This window comes from Methylomonas sp. LW13 (assembly GCF_016865255.1).
Taxonomy (GTDB): domain Bacteria; phylum Pseudomonadota; class Gammaproteobacteria; order Methylococcales; family Methylomonadaceae; genus Methylomonas.
Genome location: NZ_CP033381.1, coordinates 562,532 through 579,767, shown reverse-complemented (window position 1 = coordinate 579,767; position 17,236 = coordinate 562,532). Strand labels below are relative to the sequence as shown.

20 protein-coding genes are annotated in these 17,236 nt (G+C 51.5%); 16 read left to right on the top strand and 4 right to left on the bottom strand.

Going from position 1 to position 17,236, the window contains the following annotated elements; all coding sequences use genetic code 11:
• Positions 1 to 104 precede the first annotated feature (104 nt).
• On the bottom strand, positions 105 to 482 hold the full coding sequence (locus JL719_RS02605; protein ID WP_033155869.1) for a hypothetical protein: 378 nt from the start codon (positions 480 to 482) through the stop codon (positions 105 to 107).
• A gap of 179 nt (positions 483 to 661) precedes the next feature.
• A complete protein-coding gene (locus JL719_RS02600; RefSeq protein ID WP_033155868.1) occupies positions 662 to 1,660 on the bottom strand; it encodes a hypothetical protein in 999 nt (332 codons plus the stop codon).
• 363 nt (positions 1,661 to 2,023) lie between these two features.
• On the opposite strand from JL719_RS02600, the gene JL719_RS02595 reads away from it, so the two are divergent.
• The 9 genes from JL719_RS02595 to JL719_RS02555 all read left to right on the top strand — a co-directional run bounded on the left by JL719_RS02595 (position 2,024) and on the right by JL719_RS02555 (position 9,583).
• Positions 2,024 to 2,578, top strand: coding sequence for a flavodoxin (locus JL719_RS02595; RefSeq protein ID WP_033155867.1), 555 nt, complete (start codon positions 2,024 to 2,026; stop codon positions 2,576 to 2,578).
• Complete coding sequence (locus JL719_RS02590; protein WP_033155866.1) at positions 2,579 to 3,361, top strand: 4Fe4S-binding leucine-rich repeat protein; 783 nt, start codon at positions 2,579 to 2,581, stop codon at positions 3,359 to 3,361.
• Complete coding sequence (locus JL719_RS02585) at positions 3,348 to 4,028, top strand: hypothetical protein (protein WP_033155865.1); 681 nt, start codon at positions 3,348 to 3,350, stop codon at positions 4,026 to 4,028. Before JL719_RS02590 ends, JL719_RS02585 begins: the two co-directional genes overlap by 14 nt.
• Before the next feature lie 5 nt (positions 4,029 to 4,033).
• The gene (locus JL719_RS02580) at positions 4,034 to 4,480 is read left to right on the top strand and encodes an ankyrin repeat domain-containing protein (protein WP_033155864.1); all 447 of its coding nucleotides are present in this window, start codon (positions 4,034 to 4,036) and stop codon (positions 4,478 to 4,480) included.
• A gap of 257 nt (positions 4,481 to 4,737) precedes the next feature.
• Positions 4,738 to 5,289, top strand: coding sequence for a formaldehyde-activating enzyme (gene fae, locus JL719_RS02575; RefSeq protein WP_033155863.1), 552 nt, complete (start codon positions 4,738 to 4,740; stop codon positions 5,287 to 5,289).
• Between the two features lie 349 nt (positions 5,290 to 5,638).
• Complete coding sequence (hisC, locus tag JL719_RS02570) at positions 5,639 to 6,718, top strand: histidinol-phosphate transaminase (protein ID WP_033155862.1); 1,080 nt, start codon at positions 5,639 to 5,641, stop codon at positions 6,716 to 6,718.
• Positions 6,719 to 6,866: 148 nt separating this feature from the next.
• Positions 6,867 to 7,466 (top strand): ubiquinol-cytochrome c reductase iron-sulfur subunit, encoded by a 600-nt coding sequence (petA, locus tag JL719_RS02565; RefSeq protein ID WP_033155861.1) that lies wholly within the window; start codon positions 6,867 to 6,869, stop codon positions 7,464 to 7,466.
• On the top strand, positions 7,463 to 8,860 hold the full coding sequence (locus JL719_RS02560) for a cytochrome b (protein ID WP_033155860.1): 1,398 nt from the start codon (positions 7,463 to 7,465) through the stop codon (positions 8,858 to 8,860). Before petA ends, JL719_RS02560 begins: the two co-directional genes overlap by 4 nt.
• Positions 8,861 to 8,863: 3 nt before the next feature.
• Positions 8,864 to 9,583 (top strand): cytochrome c1, encoded by a 720-nt coding sequence (locus JL719_RS02555; protein WP_033155859.1) that lies wholly within the window; start codon positions 8,864 to 8,866, stop codon positions 9,581 to 9,583.
• A gap of 159 nt (positions 9,584 to 9,742) precedes the next feature.
• Here JL719_RS02555 and JL719_RS23950 read toward each other — a convergent pair whose 3' ends face one another.
• Positions 9,743 to 10,114 carry a hypothetical protein gene (locus JL719_RS23950; protein ID WP_225892984.1) on the bottom strand — a complete coding sequence of 124 codons (372 nt, stop codon included), beginning with the start codon at positions 10,112 to 10,114 and terminating at the stop codon, positions 9,743 to 9,745.
• Here JL719_RS23950 and JL719_RS23945 point away from each other — a divergent pair.
• The 5 genes from JL719_RS23945 (at position 10,113) to JL719_RS02530 (ending at position 12,328) form a co-directional block, all read left to right on the top strand.
• The gene (locus tag JL719_RS23945) at positions 10,113 to 10,319 is read left to right on the top strand and encodes a winged helix-turn-helix domain-containing protein (protein ID WP_225892983.1); all 207 of its coding nucleotides are present in this window, start codon (positions 10,113 to 10,115) and stop codon (positions 10,317 to 10,319) included. The genes JL719_RS23950 and JL719_RS23945 overlap by 2 nt on opposite strands.
• Positions 10,320 to 10,502: 183 nt before the next feature.
• Entirely contained in the window at positions 10,503 to 10,763 is a 261-nt protein-coding gene (locus JL719_RS02545) for a hypothetical protein (protein ID WP_033155857.1), read from the top strand.
• Positions 10,764 to 11,167: 404 nt separating this feature from the next.
• Positions 11,168 to 11,797 (top strand): transcriptional repressor LexA, encoded by a 630-nt coding sequence (gene lexA, locus JL719_RS02540; protein ID WP_033155856.1) that lies wholly within the window; start codon positions 11,168 to 11,170, stop codon positions 11,795 to 11,797.
• A 9-nt stretch (positions 11,798 to 11,806) separates the two neighbouring features.
• Positions 11,807 to 11,956 carry a hypothetical protein gene (locus JL719_RS02535; RefSeq protein WP_165385910.1) on the top strand — a complete coding sequence of 50 codons (150 nt, stop codon included), beginning with the start codon at positions 11,807 to 11,809 and terminating at the stop codon, positions 11,954 to 11,956.
• Positions 11,957 to 12,004: 48 nt separating this feature from the next.
• Positions 12,005 to 12,328 carry a YqfO family protein gene (locus JL719_RS02530; protein WP_026602326.1) on the top strand — a complete coding sequence of 108 codons (324 nt, stop codon included), beginning with the start codon at positions 12,005 to 12,007 and terminating at the stop codon, positions 12,326 to 12,328.
• A 236-nt stretch (positions 12,329 to 12,564) separates the two neighbouring features.
• Here the strand turns inward: JL719_RS02530 and JL719_RS02525 are convergent, their stop codons facing one another.
• The gene (locus JL719_RS02525; RefSeq protein ID WP_033156117.1) at positions 12,565 to 13,722 is read right to left on the bottom strand and encodes a PilT/PilU family type 4a pilus ATPase; all 1,158 of its coding nucleotides are present in this window, start codon (positions 13,720 to 13,722) and stop codon (positions 12,565 to 12,567) included.
• A gap of 188 nt (positions 13,723 to 13,910) precedes the next feature.
• On the opposite strand from JL719_RS02525, the gene JL719_RS02520 reads away from it, so the two are divergent.
• Positions 13,911 to 16,499 (top strand): PAS domain S-box protein, encoded by a 2,589-nt coding sequence (locus JL719_RS02520; protein ID WP_051669754.1) that lies wholly within the window; start codon positions 13,911 to 13,913, stop codon positions 16,497 to 16,499.
• The gene (locus tag JL719_RS02515; RefSeq protein ID WP_033155855.1) at positions 16,496 to 17,128 is read left to right on the top strand and encodes a response regulator; all 633 of its coding nucleotides are present in this window, start codon (positions 16,496 to 16,498) and stop codon (positions 17,126 to 17,128) included. The genes JL719_RS02520 and JL719_RS02515 overlap by 4 nt, the downstream gene beginning before the upstream one ends.
• Positions 17,129 to 17,236 lie beyond the last annotated feature (108 nt).

The window sequence follows — 17,236 nt, the reverse complement described above, 5'->3', positions numbered from 1 at the left end:
AGCAGGCATGAACATCGAAAACAGTTTAGTTGGGAGCCACCGAGAAAACACGTCTTCCGGTGGCAGCCGTTAATCAATCCGGATTGGATTAATTAGATGCGTCCTTAGTGAGCGGCGCTGTAAACTTTCATCATTTCTTTGTAAAGGTCCAGAGTCGCTTTCAAGCTGGCTACGGCGTTGGCATCACCTTTTTCGATCTCATCGCGGGCAACCTTCAGTTTGTCGCCAGCTCTTTGACGCAAACGCTCGGTTTGCTCATAACGGAACTCTTTTTGCGACTGGCGAACGTCGCCCAGTGCTTTCAAAGTACCTTCTTTGTCGCCTTTTTCCAACAAGCTTACAGCTTCTTCTACTTTGGCAACGGTAGCTTCACCGGCTGCACGTACTTTGGCGTCGCCAGCGCTGTTTGCATTAGCGGATGTGGAAACCAATGCTGCGGCGATCACCAAAAATGAAGCCAAGGTTTTTTTTACTGTGTTCATACAAATCCTATCAATTGATAACTAAGTGTTTTTTTAAACCACATTAAAATTACAAATTTATGACTGTATATTTTAATCCGGTTGCTTGCTCAAAGCCTTTTCATCCTACCATAGATTCTGAAAATAGCAGCAAAACCGGGAAAAATAGCCTAATTACCACAAATATTAAGAGGTATAATTTATTGCGACGCCAAGCCGGCAATATGTTTGATAAAGCCGGTTTCATTGACGAAGGTAATATCGTACATTTTAGTCAACCCCAACACCTGCTCATCACTAACACCCAAGACCAGCAACAGAAAGTTTTCCTTGGCAATATCCAGCCTGCGCCGCATTTTGCAGTACTTGTCGATAAACGAACGAAATTCTCCGGATTTACATTCTATAAATACCGGTATCCGCCCGTTAATTAGAAAAAATACATCCACTTCATATTTATCTTCGTTCGCAAACTGAATATTAAAGCTTCTTAAGCAAGAGAAAAGCCCTTTGCTTTCGTAGAAATGTTTCAGCAATTTCATAAACACGTACCACTCCAACCATTCACCATTAAAAAATCCGACAATGGCCGACATACTCTGTAACGTCAGATGGACTCTCTTTTCATTTTTATTATAAAAATACTTGGCGACAAACGAGAATTCATACAGGTTTTTACAAAAGCCGGTAATGGTTTTAATTTGATTTTGACTGTAATCGCTTAAATTCAAAACAACCGATGCGTAGTTATTTCTTTGAGCTTTCCTAATCCTATCCAGTACATCCTGCAAAACCGGAAAGTTATCGCCCAATTCAACCGCCATTTCATCATAAAAACCTTGCGTATCCAAGGCGTTATGATTTACTTCGACCTGGATATTTTTACGTTCGAACCAGCTGATGATGGGTTTGTACTGCATACTGTTAGTCATCACAGCAGTGTTGTGCAAATCCACCTCTTCGTCTTTAGGCAAGCGAATATCGGATGGCGCCATTTCCGTTACAGGATTACTCGCCTGTTCCAACTCACGGTATTTAGCCAGTAGCACCCCGTATTTATCGATCAGTTTCTTCACAAAAACCAAGGTATCGTGAATTGCCGATGCTTGTTCGCAAACCGGACACTTAACCGTTTTGCCCACATGCTCGTTCGGCACTTCACGTAAATAGGCACAATTGTTACAGCGCAGAATTGCCATATGGCGTCCTTGAATATTTATTACGGTAATGAATGTACTTGGCTAAATTCAAAATAACCACGCAATCAGCTTGCACTAAAAACTGGCGTTTAGCTCACTGAAGAGCCGCATCTTGACGCTAACAATCCACCCTGAATCTAACGGATAACGCCGGCCGCTGTGTCACAAATCACCCCATCGGTCTGGCAATTGTAGACATGCCTGCACAGACCTCAACCTGAAAATACGGCAAAAATACCTATCTAACTGATATAAAACAAAAAACCAGATGCACGGGTTATTTTTGAATCTGGATCAAAATTTGCTGAGAAGTTTAAAACGGCTGTACAAGCCTTATCCCGCACTCTCGATCACAGGTGATTTATGAGCAAAATCGGCATTTTTTTCGGAACGGATACCGGCAGCACCCGACTGGTGGCAAAAAAAATTTTTAGTCTGTTGGGCGAAGAGCTGGCCGACAAGCCCAAAAATATCAATCGAGTAAAACCCGAAGAATTATTGCAGTACGACGCGCTGATTTTAGGCACCCCGAGCTATGGCATAGGCGACTTGCCGGGCCTGGGAGCCGGATGCCAGGAACGCAGCTGGCAAGAGTTCGTACCTTCCCTGGACGGCGCCGATCTCTCCGGCAAACGCATCGCGCTATTCGGCTTGGGCCATCAAGAACGCTACGCTTCGCGTTTCGCCAGCTCGCTGATCCAGCTTTACCGGGTGTTTTACGGCTACGGCGCCGAAATGATCGGCCGCTGGAGTACGGAAGGCTACACCTTCGAGCATTCCGACTCGATAATCGACAATCAATTCGTCGGTCTGGTGCTGGATCAACGCGGTCAACCGCATTTGACCGACGAGCGCATTCGAGTCTGGCTGGCGCAAATCACGCCGCAGCTACTGCCGGTCTTGGCGGAGGCCGCCTAAATGGTGGCCTCATTCCTAGCAGAGCACGATTCCGTGGATCTAACCCCGCTAGCCGACTGCTCGACTTGTGCTTACCGGGATAGCTTATTGGCTGCCGGCACTTGCAAACCGGGCGACCGCTGTGTGGTCGCCGAAAGCGGCCGGCAAATCGACCGTTTTTTTAAAGTTCATCCGGGCTTCGCGCCGAATTACGCCAATGATCCGTTCTGGGAACGACGGGCAATCGCCGCCCGCTATCTCCCCACCAATCATTTACGCCCGCTACTAACCGATCCTGACGAAGCGGTGCGCCGGGTATTGGCCTACCGCGTACCCGTTGACTGGCTACTGGAGTTGAGTCAAGACAGCGACAGAGAAGTCCGGGTCACCGTAGCTGATCGTCTGCCCGAAACGCAACTTGAACTGATGGCCAACGACCCGGATTATTTGGTGCGAACCTACGTGGCCAAACGCTTGCCTGCCGGGCGGCTGTTCCGTCTGGTCGCCGACCCGGACAACGAGGTGCGCCGCACCGTCGCCGAACGCATACCCAGTGTCAGTTTGGGCTTGATGGCCGAAGATCACGAGGTGAACATCCGCCGCATCGTCGCGCAGCGCATGGACGTCGACGATCTGGTCATGATGAGTAAAGACGAAGACTGGACCGTACGTTACGAGGTGGCCTTGCGCGCCGAGCCGGAACTGCTGAAACAGATGCTCGACGATGCCGACGAAGAAGTCAGCTTTACCGCCCGCGAGCGCTGGGAAGCCCTCACCATGGAGACGGCGCATGCAGCAGACTGAACACATCATCGGCCTGACTTATGCGGATCGATTGCGCATGGCGACCGAATCTCGCCATCAAGCGCTGCAGGAACAGCTGGGTTCTGAATTGGCGGCGCTGACCTCGCTGATGGGACCGATGAGCGACGGGCCGGAATGGCCGGCCGGCGCAGCCTGGCTGGCGGCACGGCATGGCCAGAACGCCTGCGTGATCTCGGATGGTTTATCCGATCCCTGGGTAGAGCGCGACCGCCCGGAAACCGGCCTGGGCCTGGAAGTGTTTATCGCAAGCCCGGATTCCGGCACCGCCACCGATGCGCCGCTCAGCAAACTCGCCGACACCTGGTTATTTCCTTTAACCGCCGAAGTCAGCCACACCCTGGCCGGCTTTCCGCGTTTGAGCGAACGGCTGTTGAACGGCGAGCTATTATCGATGGAATTCGCAATCGACCATATCAAGGACGGCCGTGGGCAAATCGGCGCACTGCTGGGCGCTAACAGCGAACCCGGCAAAACCCTAACGCTAGCGGGTGGCGAGATAAAACTGGTTGCCATCACCTTGCTGACCGGCAGCGAATTGAAGTATCTGCGCGGCAAAGGCGAACTAGCCCGACACGAATTAGCCGACAAACTGAAAACCGCCGGTGTCGGCCATCTGTCCTTACTCCACCGCCCTTCTCTGGTCTGATCTGTATGCCTCTTACGCCCGAAATAGATGCCTGGCTACTGGAAAATGGCTTTCAATTAGGCCTCAACCCACACGGCAAACACCCATTGATTCTGTCCGCCCAACAAGGCCGGAGCGACGTGCTGGCCTTTCTGTTGGAGCAAGGTGCAGATCTTACGGCGCTGGACGCTTACGGCAACAACGCGCTGTGGGCCGCATGTTTCGCCGAAGCCGGCGATTGCATCGGCTTGTTACTGGAAGCCGGCATCGATATTAACTATCAAAACCCGAGCGGCGCCAGCGCGCTGACTTATGCATCATCCAGTGGCAAGCACGCGGTGGTCAAGCAATTACTGGAAGCCGGCGCCGATCCGCTACTGACTACTCAGGACGATTTCAGCGCGCTGGATCTAGCCGCCAATCGCCAATGTTTGCAGTTGTTACGCAGTGCGATGAAAGCCGTGCAGGCATAGCGGAACCGGACATTATTCACTTTTACCCTAAATAGTGGCACTCTCGCGAAGGCGGGAGACCAGCAGCTACGCTGGAGTGGTTGCGCCGTCTCACAGCCTTCCAGCCTTACCTGCGCGTATCGGGATCGCATGCGATAACAGCGCTACACCCACATGCTTAGCCACCAATCTAAACCCTAAGCCGGAGTCCGCCTATTGCCGCAAGCCCAGCTCGGGCATAGAATGCGGCCTTTCTCAACATACTCCGAGGACGCACCATGTCAGACTCTTATTGGTTTAGAACCGGCGAAGCCACCGTATTTTCCAGCGAAGGGCAAGGCACCGACGCCATGCCGGAAATTCTGATTGGCGACGTCAAAGGCCCGGCCGGCCATGCTTTTGCCAATCTGATGGGCCAAACCGCCGGCCACACGCGCATGTTTGCGATCCGCGCCACCAACCAACAAGTGCGTCCGGCCACCATCATGGTGCCGAAAGTCACGATCAAATCCTCGGCTTATGTCAATTTATTGGGCGGTCCGGTACAGTCGGCGGTCGCCGACGCAGTCATCGATAGCGTCGCCGACGGCGTCATTCCGCGCCTGCAAGCCAACGAGTTGTGCATCATCGCCATGATCTGGATAGACCCCTCCTGCGCGGAAAACCCGGATTTGGACCGCAAGGATTTGTACCGCACCAACTATGAAGCCATGAAGCTGGCAATTTCCCGAGCGATGAGCAACTCGCCCAGCATCGACGAATTGATCGCCAACCGCCACAAAATCTTCCACGAAATGTACGACCCGGAAACTGGCGAATCACAGTGGTAGGCTTGTAAAGCAAATCGTCAGGGAGCCGCGATAGCGGCAACCTGACTGACTGCTTAATTCATCATAGAAGCGTATTGTCCAAGCATCATCGCATTCACAGGCAAATCCGCCCGCTCTGCAGCCTAATCCCTTTGCCACCTCCAGCAAGCAGTGTTATTATCCCGCGCCGTATCCGCCCGCACCGCAGCGAGCGATTCGCGTCAACGGAGACGCAAGAGGCTGGTTTTCAAGGTTATACGTTCGCCCTCCGCTTTGTTAAAATCCGCCGATTTTTTGCCCTCGCGGCCTGCCCAGTTTGCTAGGGTGTAATATCCATGCCGCTCGTTCCAATTCCGCAGAGTTTGACCACATGCCAACCCAACCGCTCGAAACGCTGTTCCGCTCAGAAGTTCTCTCCATGTCGGCCTACCATGTCGCCGATGCCAGTAACTTCATCAAACTCGATGCCATGGAAAATCCTTATAGCTGGCCGGAAGACATTCAAACACGCTGGCTGGAATCACTGAAATCCTGCCCGATCAACCGCTACCCGGACCCGGAAGCCAAGACCCTGGCGGCCGCATTGCGCCGAGCGAACGGCATACCGGAGCAAGCGGCCTTGCTGCTCGGCAACGGCTCGGACGAGATCATTCAAATATTGCTGATGGCTCTGAGCGCCGATGCCACTGTGTTGGCACCGGAACCCGGATTTGTGATGTACAAGCAAGTGGCGCAAAGCCTGGGCCTGCGTTACCTTGGCGTGCCGTTGCAGGCAGACTGTTTTGAACTGGACATGCCGGCCATGCGCGCGGCGATTGCCGAATCGCGACCCTCCCTGATTTTTATCGCCTATCCCAACAACCCCACCGGCAACTTATTCGATGCCGACGCCATCAAGGAAATACTCAGCCTTGCACCGGGCTTGGTCGTAGTCGACGAAGCGTATGCGCCGTTTGCCGACGCCAGTTTTATCGGCGAGCTAGGACATTATCCTAATTTACTGGTGATGCGTACCGTTTCCAAACTGGGGCTGGCCGGCTTACGCCTGGGGTTTCTGGCCGGCGATGCGGCCATTGTGGAGCAGCTGCATAAAGTCCGCTTACCCTACAATATCAATAGCTTGACCCAAATCACGGTGGGCTTTGCGTTGGATCATGGCGAGTTTCTGTTAGAGCAAACCCAAACGCTGCGAGCGGAGCGCGCTTCAGTTCTTCAAGCCTTAGACGAGACACCCGGCGTCCACGCATACCCCAGCGCCGCTAACTTCATATTGTTCCGCACCCTCAACAACGCCGCAGACGATGTATTTGCTTCTTTGAAGTCGCAAGGCGTGTTGATCAAGAATCTGTCCCCGCAAGGCGGGCTGTTACACAATTGCCTGCGCGTCACCATCGGGAAACCGGAAGAAAATCAAGCCTTTCTAAACGCGCTGGCAGTTGCTTTAAAGTGATAATTCTCAGCATCCGCAAACGCCTGAAACCCTTGAATAGCGCTGTCGCAAGAACAATTTCAATAATCACGGACAGTAGGGTATATTTGCTGAAAATTATAATAATCGATGTATCGCGATATACATCACATCATCAGGAGTGTTACTTATGAACCACGAAGGCGTCGATCATTCCAAACGCCAGTTTCTGACCTCGGCACTGTCGGTGGTTGGTGCAGTGGGTGCCGGCTATTTGGCCGTCCCTTTTCTCTCGCAAATGCAGCCCAGCGCCAAGGCCATGGCAGCAGGCGCGCCCGTCGATGTCGATATCAGCAAGATGGAACCCGGCCAGCTAATTCGTGTAGCTTGGCGAGGGAAGCCGGTGTGGGTCTTGAACCGGACGCCGGAGGTTATATCCACTCTGGCGACGCTGGACAGCAAACTGGCTGACCCGGTATCCAACGAATCCATGCAGCCGGAGAACAGCAAAAATCCGCTGCGCTCCATTAAACCGGAAATTTTTGTCGCGGTCGGCCTATGCACGCACTTAGGCTGCTCTCCTACGTTTCGCCCGGAAATTGCCCCTAATGATTTAGGCCCGGACTGGAAAGGTGGTTTCTTTTGCCCGTGTCACGGCTCCTGGTTCGATCTGGCCGGTCGTGTGTATCGCGGCGTTCCCGCCCCTACCAATCTTGAAATACCGCCTTATCGATATGAAACAGACAATCTGATTGTCGTGGGCGAAGACAGCGAGGCAGACAAAGCATGAAGCGTAAAATGAATCAATGCAGCGAATGGCTGCTGGAGCGCTTTCCACTCTCCGATTTGTGGAATGAACACATGGCGCACTACTACGCGCCCAAAAACTTTAACATCTGGTATTTCTTTGGGTCTCTGGCTCTGTTCGTGCTCGTCAACCAGTTCATCACCGGCATTTTGCTGACCATGAACTACAAGCCGGACGCCAAACTGGCTTTCGATTCGGTCGAATACATCATGCGCGACGTCAACTGGGGTTGGCTGGTGCGTTACATGCATTCCACCGGCGCCTCGGCGTTCTTCATCGTCGTCTATCTGCACATGTTCCGCGGCCTGATCTACGGCTCGTTCAAGCAACCGCGCGAACTGATCTGGATTTTCGGCATGCTGATCTTCGTCTGTTTGATGGCCGAAGCGTTTATGGGTTACCTGCTGCCTTGGGGCCAAATGTCTTACTGGGGCGCCCAGGTAATTATCTCCTTGTTTAGCGCGATTCCAGTGATCGGCGACGAGCTATCGCTGTGGGTACGCGGCGATTATGTGGTCTCCGACGCCACCTTGAACCGCTTTTTTGCGTTTCACGTCATCGCTGTGCCGCTGGTATTGCTGATCCTGGTATTCCTGCACATCGTGGCTTTGCACGAAGTGGGTTCCAACAACCCCGACGGCGTTGAAATCAAGCAATCAAAGGACCCTTGGGGACATCCTGTCGACGGCATTCCCTTCCATCCGTACTACACGGTCAAGGACATCGTCGGCGTCGGCGTGTTCATGTTCTTCTTCGCCACGGTGATTTTCTACATGCCGGAATTAGGCGGCTACTTTCTGGAGCATGCCAACTTTATCCCGGCTGACCCATTGAAAACCCCGGAACATATCGCCCCGGTCTGGTATTTCACCCCGTTCTACGCCATTTTGCGCGCGGTACCGGATAAGTTTGCCGGCGTGATTGCGATGGGCGGCGCGATTGTGGTGCTGTTCATGCTGCCTTGGCTGGATCGTAGCCCGGTCAAGTCTATCCGTTACCGTGGCGGCATCTTCAAAAAAGCCGTGGCATTGTTTGTAGTGGCGTTTATCGGCTTGGGTTATTTGGGTACCCAGCCTGCTACGCCAGGCGCCACGACGGTTGCGCGGATATTGACCGCCGTTTACTTCGGATTTTTCCTGTTGATGCCTTTATATACCCGCTGGGAAAAAACCAAACCGGTACCGAATCGCCTGACCAACCAGCCTAGCCTGGAGGATCGCATTCCCGCTCTGCTGGCCTTAGTCGATGAAGTCGTTGAGGTACAGCAAGTTCCCGACAATATGGGGGGCACTATCGCTAAGAAAAGGCCGAACTGGTCCGGCATCTCAGCCGTGCTGATTCGTTTTGCAAAAAACCTAAAAAAGAGCCTGGATTAAGCCATGAAAAAAATACTCTACACTCTTTTGTTTTTGCTGCCTTTCAACGTGCTGGCCAGTGGCGGCGTCAAACTGGATAGCGCCGACATCGACTTGAGCGACAACCTGTCGATGGAGCGCGGCGCGAAGTATTACGTCACTTATTGTTTGGGCTGTCATTCGGCAAAACACATCCGCTACAAACGTATCGCGATCGATTTGAAACTAGATGAAGCGGAAGTTCTGAAAGTGGTGGCGCCTTTCGGGGCCGGCATTTACGATCAGATGCATTCAGCCATGAACGCGCACGACGCGGAAAAATGGTTCGGCACCACACCGCCGGATTTATCGCTGATCGCCCGTTCGCGCGGTGCCGACTGGCTATATACCTACCTGCGCAGCTTCTATGCGGAACCGGGAAAACCTTTAGGCGTTAACAACGCGGTATTCCCTGATGTCGGTATGCCCAACGTGTTCTGGCAACTGCAAGGTACGCAGTCGGCAATTACGCAGAAAATCGACGGCCATGACGTGATTACTGGTCTGAAACTGGATCAACCCGGCCAAATGACACCCCAGGAATTCGACAAAATGGTCAACGATCTGGTCAACTTCCTGGTTTACGTCGGTGAACCGGTACAGTTGGAAAGACAACAAATGGGTAAATACGTGCTGTTCTTTATCCTGATGTTTATCGCTCTAGCTTATCTGCTGAAAAAAGAGTACTGGAAAGACGTACACTAATCACAGCTTAAGCGCGTTATATCAAACCGGTATCGGCTAAGCTGATACCGGTTTTTTTATGACCAAGGGTTTAACAAGCAATCGATTTGTAAATCCGGTTAAAATCTCGGTTAAACTCCCAGTATAGCCATGCGCTAAGCTCTAACGCTGGAAACAACTCTATCCTTGACCGTCGAAAGCTAATATGAAAAAAACTACGCCTACCTCCGAAACACCAGTCTCTACCGCTGAAAAGCCCGCTCCAGCGAAAGCGACTAAAAAATCCCCTGCCAAATCCGTTGCCGTTAAAACAGCACAAGAAGCCTCCGCCGCACCGGGCAAAACCAAAGCTAAACCCAAAGCAACTACAACGCCTAAAGCCGTAAAAACAACGGCTGAAGCACCGGCTGCCCCGGAAAGTATCGAAAAAGCGCCGGAAGCTGCCGCAGCCAAAGCAGCCACGAAAAAAGCCACTCCAAAACCAAAGGCCGCCAAAGTAGAGCCTAATGTGGAAGCCGAGCCAAGTGGCACTGCGCCAGTCGAGATTTCCATGCTTGAACGCATAGGTTTGACCGCTGGCGTTATCTGGCATCATTTGGCTGAAAACGGCGCGACACCGGTTGCCAAATTAGTTTATGTACTGCCGGAGGAAGAGGCCGTCATTCAAAGAAGTATCGGTTGGTTAGCTCAAGAGGACAAAATCACGCTGTCGGCCAGAGGTGGTGACCAAGTCGAAACCATCGTGCTGAAGGGCTAGTATTTTGCGGCTGAGAAAATCGTTCCTCACGCAACACTTAGCCGCTTGCCATGAAAATAACGATTGTTGAGGCATAAAGACCTCTGGCTTTAAACGACAAGCAACAGACGGTCAATTGCGAGAGCCATCCAAACCTCAGCAATGACCGAATAAGCGCACTATCAATTATTCGGAGGATAAACAATGAAAAACATTATTTTGGCAATCGTAGCTTTATTGTTCTTAGGCCAAACGGCGTATGCGGCCGACGCAGATTGCGAAGCGAAGGCGACTGAAAAAAAGCTGGCCGGAGCCGCCAAAAATAGCTTTCTTAAAAAATGCGAGAAAGACGCCAAGATCGCTGCCGCTAAAGCCAGTTGCGATACAAAAGCGGCCGAGAAAAACTTGAAAGGCGCTGCGAAGAATAGCTTCACCAAGAAATGCGTCACTGACGCAAGCAAATAACACTTTCGATAAAACGCCCAGTCCGCCCCGTTGGAACGCTGGTAACGGCTTTCTACTTCCGTTTCCCAGCGCGGCAATAACATCCGAAAATGCCTGATTTTTGCAGAATGACCGGTTTCAGTCTCACTGGACCTTACGCAACGGCTATTAACCACACTTCTAAATAAGCTCGCTCCCGTAAAGCCGGGAGCCCAGTTGCTAAATTGGATTCCCGCTTATGCGGGAATGACGGCCAACGGAAATATAAGAGCCAGGTTAAAAATAGCCTCTTCGAAAAACCCGTTTTTCGTCGCTCCTGATCCACAGCAACCCACCAGTAGCAAATTTTTCCGGCAACCTGAAAAAATTATTTGTTCTACATTTGTTTTCATTGTATGCTTTTACAAAACAAATGCAGAACAAATATGACACTTACCCGTAAGCAACAAGAAATTTTCGACTTCCTGCTACAAAATCAGGAGCTATTCAGTCATCCGCCGACACTGGAAGAATTGTGCGTGGCGATGGGTTTGAAATCGCGCGGTTCATTGCACAGCCAGATCAAGGCACTGATCGACGCCAATTTGATTGAAGCACCGGAGCGCAAGCAACGCGGCATTCGCCTGACCGAACACGCCAAATCGCTGGTCAACAAAACCGTGGCATCCGGCATGCTGCCTTTTGTCGGCACCATAGCCGCCGGCAGACCGATAGAAGCCATCGAAAACATTTCTTATATGGCTGTGCCGGAAGAATTGAAAACCGAGAACCCTTGTTATGTCCTGAAAGTAAAGGGTGATTCGATGCAGGAAGAAGGCATCTTCGACGGCGACTGGGTCATCATCGAACAACGCAGCCATGCCCGTAACGGCGAAATCGTCGTTGCATTGGTTGAAAAAGCCGAAGCGACTTTGAAATTTATCGAGCAGTACCCACACGAAACCCTGCTAATCCCCGCCAATTCCTCGATGCAGACCATGCGTTACCGGCCCGAGCAATTGGAAATACAAGGGGTATTAGTCGGACAAATGCGTAGCTATACCAACCACCACTAGGAGGAGATTATGCTTCATCAATCCGTTCATATGCGCGATCAAAAAGCCAATCAAACAGCCATGCTGAACAGAGCGGACCGACAGGCCGCCATCAACATGATCGAGGAAATTACGCTGGTTGTGGTGCTGTGGGGCGTGTTTTTACTGGCTACCGGCTGATGTTAGTAACCCTAACCTGCTTGGCATGGTCACCTGGCATCCGGCACTATGTATAAACTGAGTTTTTATGTGCCGGTCAGCCATGCCGAACAGCTAAAACAAGCGTTGTTCGAGCAAGGCGCCGGGCGTATCGGCGATTACGACAGTTGTGCCTGGCAAGTGCTGGGCGAGGGCCAATTCCGGCCTCTCGCCGGTAGCCACCCTTATCTGGGCAGTATCGGTGAAATTCAGCAGGTCGCCGAATATAAGATAGAAATGGTCTGCGCCGATGATTTAATTAAAACGGTGGTGCAAACCTTGCTGGCTTGCCATCCTTATCAGCAGCCAGCCTACGAGGTTTATAAGATCCTCAGCGTCGCAGACTTATCCTAGCCTGTTCAAAACGGCTTTAAGCTCTATGAACAAGCTGATTCCATGGGGAATACGATAGCTGGTCCAAACGAAATCTATCGATTGCCACTCGCTTGCAAAATGGCCCATCGTCCGTTTTTATGTTTTGATAGCCCCATCATTCCCACAATAGGAAATCCAGTTTTTTGAATTTCCCGGCTTCCCGCTTTCGTTGTAACGACAAAGCAAAGATGTTTGGGACATTCGTTGGAATTTCCTTAATGTCCCTCACTTTCCTCATCCCCCTCTTTCTTGGTGATTTCTTCCAAAGCAAGACTGCCAGCCAAAGAACTGGGCTTTTTGGTCGCCGACCCCAAACCTTCGCTCAAATTGATTTTCAGTTTTAAATTGTTCGGCGAATCCGAGTTGCGCAAGGCCTCTTCCAAGGTGATCACCCCGCCTTTGTAGAGCTTGAGTAAATGGCTGTCAAAAGTCTGCATGCCGATATTTTCGGATTTTTCCATCGCTTCCTTAATGGCGTGAATATCGCCTTTATGGATCAAATCGCTGACCAATTTAGTACCCAGCAAAATTTCGATAGCCGCCACCCGCTTACCTTCCACGGTGGGTACCAGGCGTTGGGAAATAAACGCTTGCAGATTCAAGGACAAGTCCATCAACAACTGCGGACGGCGCTCTTCCGGGAAAAAGTTGATGATCCGGTCCAAGGCCTGATTGGCGTTATTGGCGTGTAACGTGGACAAGCACAAATGCCCGGTTTCGGCAAAAGCCAAAGCGTGTTCCATGGTCTCCTGACTGCGAATTTCGCCGATCAGAATCACATCCGGCGCCTGCCGCAAAGTGTTTTTCAATGCATCCTCATAACTGAGGGTATCGACACCGACTTCGCGTTGATTGACCAAGGATTTTTTATGCGGATGCACAAACTCGATAGGATCTTCGATGGTAATGATATGCCCGGATGAGTTGCTATTGCGATAATCTATCAAGGCCGCCAAGGACGTCGATTTACCGGAACCGGTGCCGCCAACGAACAAAATCAGCCCGCGCTTTTCCATGATTTTATCTTTGAGGATTTGCGGCAAGCCCAAGGCGTCGGCACTGGGAATATCGACCTTGATGTTGCGAATTACCAAGGCATGGCAATTGCGCTGTTTAAAAATATTCACCCGAAACCGTCCGATTCCTTCTTCGGTGATCGCCAGATTCATTTCCGGCACCTGTTCGAAGGCGGCGCGTTGCTCGGCGTCCATGATACCGTCAGCAATTTCCTTGATGCGTTCACGGCTAAGTTTGACGTTTTCCAACGGTTTTAAGCTGCCTTGGAACTTGGCCGCCGGTGGAGCGCCCGCCGTCAGGTAAAGGTCCGAACCATCGTGTTGGACGAGGATTTTTAGATAGTCTTTAAATTCCATGCGGGCGGCTCTCGAATTGATAATGCCCAAAGTGTAGGCCAATCCGCCCACAAGTGAAGCCGGGACGCTATTCGCTCGCTTACCCAAAAATGTCTGTTAATTTCTTCGCCGAAAAATGTCGTAGCTCGTTTATGCTTGCCTTCCCAAACCATTACTAATTCGTCGAGATGCCAAACCGCCGACTCAACTTGAGTAATTTTGCCCATGAAACCGACTTGCTTTACGGGATCATAGACAGCATTAAAGAAGCCGTCATTGTTTTCGACACGACGTACACAATCGTCTGCGTCAACCGCGCCGCTGAACTTATGCTGGGGATTGGCTCAACAGCCGATTGGGAGAATCGACATTACCTGTTTACCGCCGACGGCAACACGCCTTTTCCCGTTGCGCTTTTACCGTGTTTCCAGCCTGTTGACCCAGGCATGACGGAAGAGGCTATCGAATTAATTGTAAAGCGCGCAGACGGCAGCGCAGTCCGCGTCAACGTTAGCGGTCGAGGCCTAGCAGACCGACATGGCACTATATCGGCGTGGTTAACGATACTTTCGGACATTCCGGTGCCCAATAACCCGGAGAAACATGCCGAAATTTTAGACTACCAACATAACTTGGGCTCCGTCCTCAACCATATGCCGGCGATGATCGGCTACTGGGACAAAAATCTTATCAACAAATTTGGCAACAAAGCCTATGAAGAATGGTTCGGCTTTACTTCGGAAAACTTGCTCGGCAAACATATTCGCGAAGTCATCGGCGATCATCTATACACGTTGAATAAGCCGTTTATCGATGCCGTTCTGAAAGGAGAACCGCAGTATTTTGAGCGTACCATCGTCAATTTCGCGGGGGCAACTCGCCATACGCAAGCCGCCTATTTGCCGGATGGCGCAGCAGGTCAAGTGAAAGGATTTTTCGTCTTGGTGACCGACATTACCGCATTGAAGTCTGCACAAAAACGGGTTAGCGAATCGGAAGCCCGTCTGCGTGCCATGTACGATAGCTTACCGTTCTTGGCCTGGATGAAGGACAGAAACGGGAAATATATTCAAGCCAACAAACATTGGCTAAACGCCGTGGGCATCGACCATCTGCACGATTCAAAAGATGTGACTGATTTCGATATCTGGCCGGAAGGCCTGGCCGAGCATTACCGCGCGGTTGACCAAGAAGTGATGCTGACTCGGCAACAAATATCGCTGACCGAGAGAGCCTTCGACGCTGGACGGGAAACCTGGACCGAAACGATCAAAGCCCCCATCGTCGACGATAAAGACGATGTGCTGGGCACCATCGGTCTGGCACGCGATATAACCGAAAGCCGTAGCGCGGAGGAGCGACTCCGCAATTACAACGAACGCTTGAGCTTGGCCACCAAAGCCGCCGCAATCGGCATTTGCGAGTGGGATCTGGCGTTGGGCGTCGGCGATTGGGATGAACGCATGTACGAAATGTTCGGCATTCCTGTGGGAACGCCCATAGACTACCAGACCTGGTCTGCCTTGGTGGTGGTTGAAGACTTACCGCGCACCGAAGCCACCCTGCGCAAGCTGATTCGAGACCAGCAGGAAAAGCATTGGGAATTTAGGATTCGCCGACAAAGCGACGGCGCCTTACGCTTCATTCAGGCTTCAGCGATCATAGCTGGCGATTCCAAGAGCGGCGGGCAAAAAATCGTCGGGGTTAACAGAGATGTCAGCAATTTTAAGTTGATCGAAAATGCCTTGCGCGAAAGCGAAGCACATCTGGCTCACGCCCAAGCCCAGGCGCATTTGGGCAGTTGGTCCTTAAACCTTAGAGAGCATTCTCTGAAATGGTCTGACGAAAATTACCGCATTTTCGGCATGCCTTTGGGCACGCCGATAAGCTACGAGCGCTTCTTGAAATGTGTGCATCCGGCTGACCGACATTACGTACGCCACGCCTGGGAAGCGGCCATGCGTGGCGCGCCTTACGACATCCAACACCGTATCGTGGCGAACGGTAAAATAAAATGGCTTAGGGAACGCGCCGATCTGGTATTTGCCGGGGATGGCAGTTTCGTGCGCGGCATAGGCACATCGCAGGACATCACCGAGCTGAAAATAATAGAAAAAGACCTGGAATCGTCCCGCTTGCAATTACGGCAACTGGCCGCTCGTCGGGAAAAGGCCCGTGAAGAAGAACGCAAGCACATGGCCCGTGAAGTTCACGACGAGCTGGGACAAATGTTGACTGCCCTGCGCATGGAAATGTCGCTGCTGCGCATGAAATTCGCCATCAACAACCGAGAGCTGGCCGAACAAATCCGCAACATTATGGAATTGCTGGACCAAACCATCCAGGTTACCCGCGACGTGGCAACCTCCCTACGTCCCTCGGCGATAGAAATGGGAATCGTGCCGGCTTTGGAGTGGCTGGTAAGGAAATTCGCGGAACAATCCGGGATTCAGTGCGATCTGTTGTATCCGGAAGATGATTTCGATATGGACGAGGAATGCGCAATCGTGATTTTTCGCATCGCCCAAGAATCGCTGACCAATGTGCTGCGGCATGCGGCAGCCAGCAAGGTAAAAATTGCCGTCAATTTGGATAAGGACCACTATTGCCTGAAAATTGACGATAATGGTCGTGGTTTCGACACCCATGCGCCCACTAAGACCAAGTCTTTTGGCCTGATCGGCATACGTGAACGCTCCTTGATGTTGGGCGGAGAAACCAGTATTTCCAGTGCCCCGGGCCAAGGTACCTCTATCCAGGTACGTATCCCGGCTAACCCTAAAAGACCAGAACTATGATCCGATTAATTATTGCCGACGACCATGCCATTGTGCGGGGCGGTCTGAAACAACTATTCGCACTCTCCACCGATATTACCGTCGTCGGCGAAGCCGAAAATAGCCAGCAACTGTTGAGTTTTCTCGATGAAAACGCCGTTGATCTGGTGCTACTGGATCTGACCATGCCCGATCTTGGCGGCGTGGAGATGATCAGCCGGATTCGCGGCCAATATCCGGCATTGCCCATCCTGATTTTGAGCATGCACAACGAATTGCAAATCGTCTCGCGCGCATTAAAAACCGGTGCGAATGGCTATCTAACCAAGGATAACGACCCGGAAACCTTACTGACAGCCATCCGCCGAGTCGCCGGCGACGGCCGATTTATCGACCCTAAACTCGCCGAAAAAATGGTATTTGAATTCGAGAGCTCCGAGCCAAGCAAACCGCATGAAAAACTATCCGAACGCGAGTTTCAAATCTTGCAGTTACTGGCTAAAGGCCAAAGCCTGAACGACATCGGCAGGGACCTGGCAATCAGCAACAAGACTGTCAGTACATACAAAGCCCGGCTGTTTGAAAAATTGCACATCAGCAATAACGCCGAATTGATACGCTACTATGATGCACACCGCCTGAACATGTAGTCCCATGCCCGCATAAGAAGGAAATAGCCTACAACAAATTACACTTTTACCTGCCTGAAATTTCGGATTGACTGATATTCAGCCGCTCTACATTTAAATATGATGCAG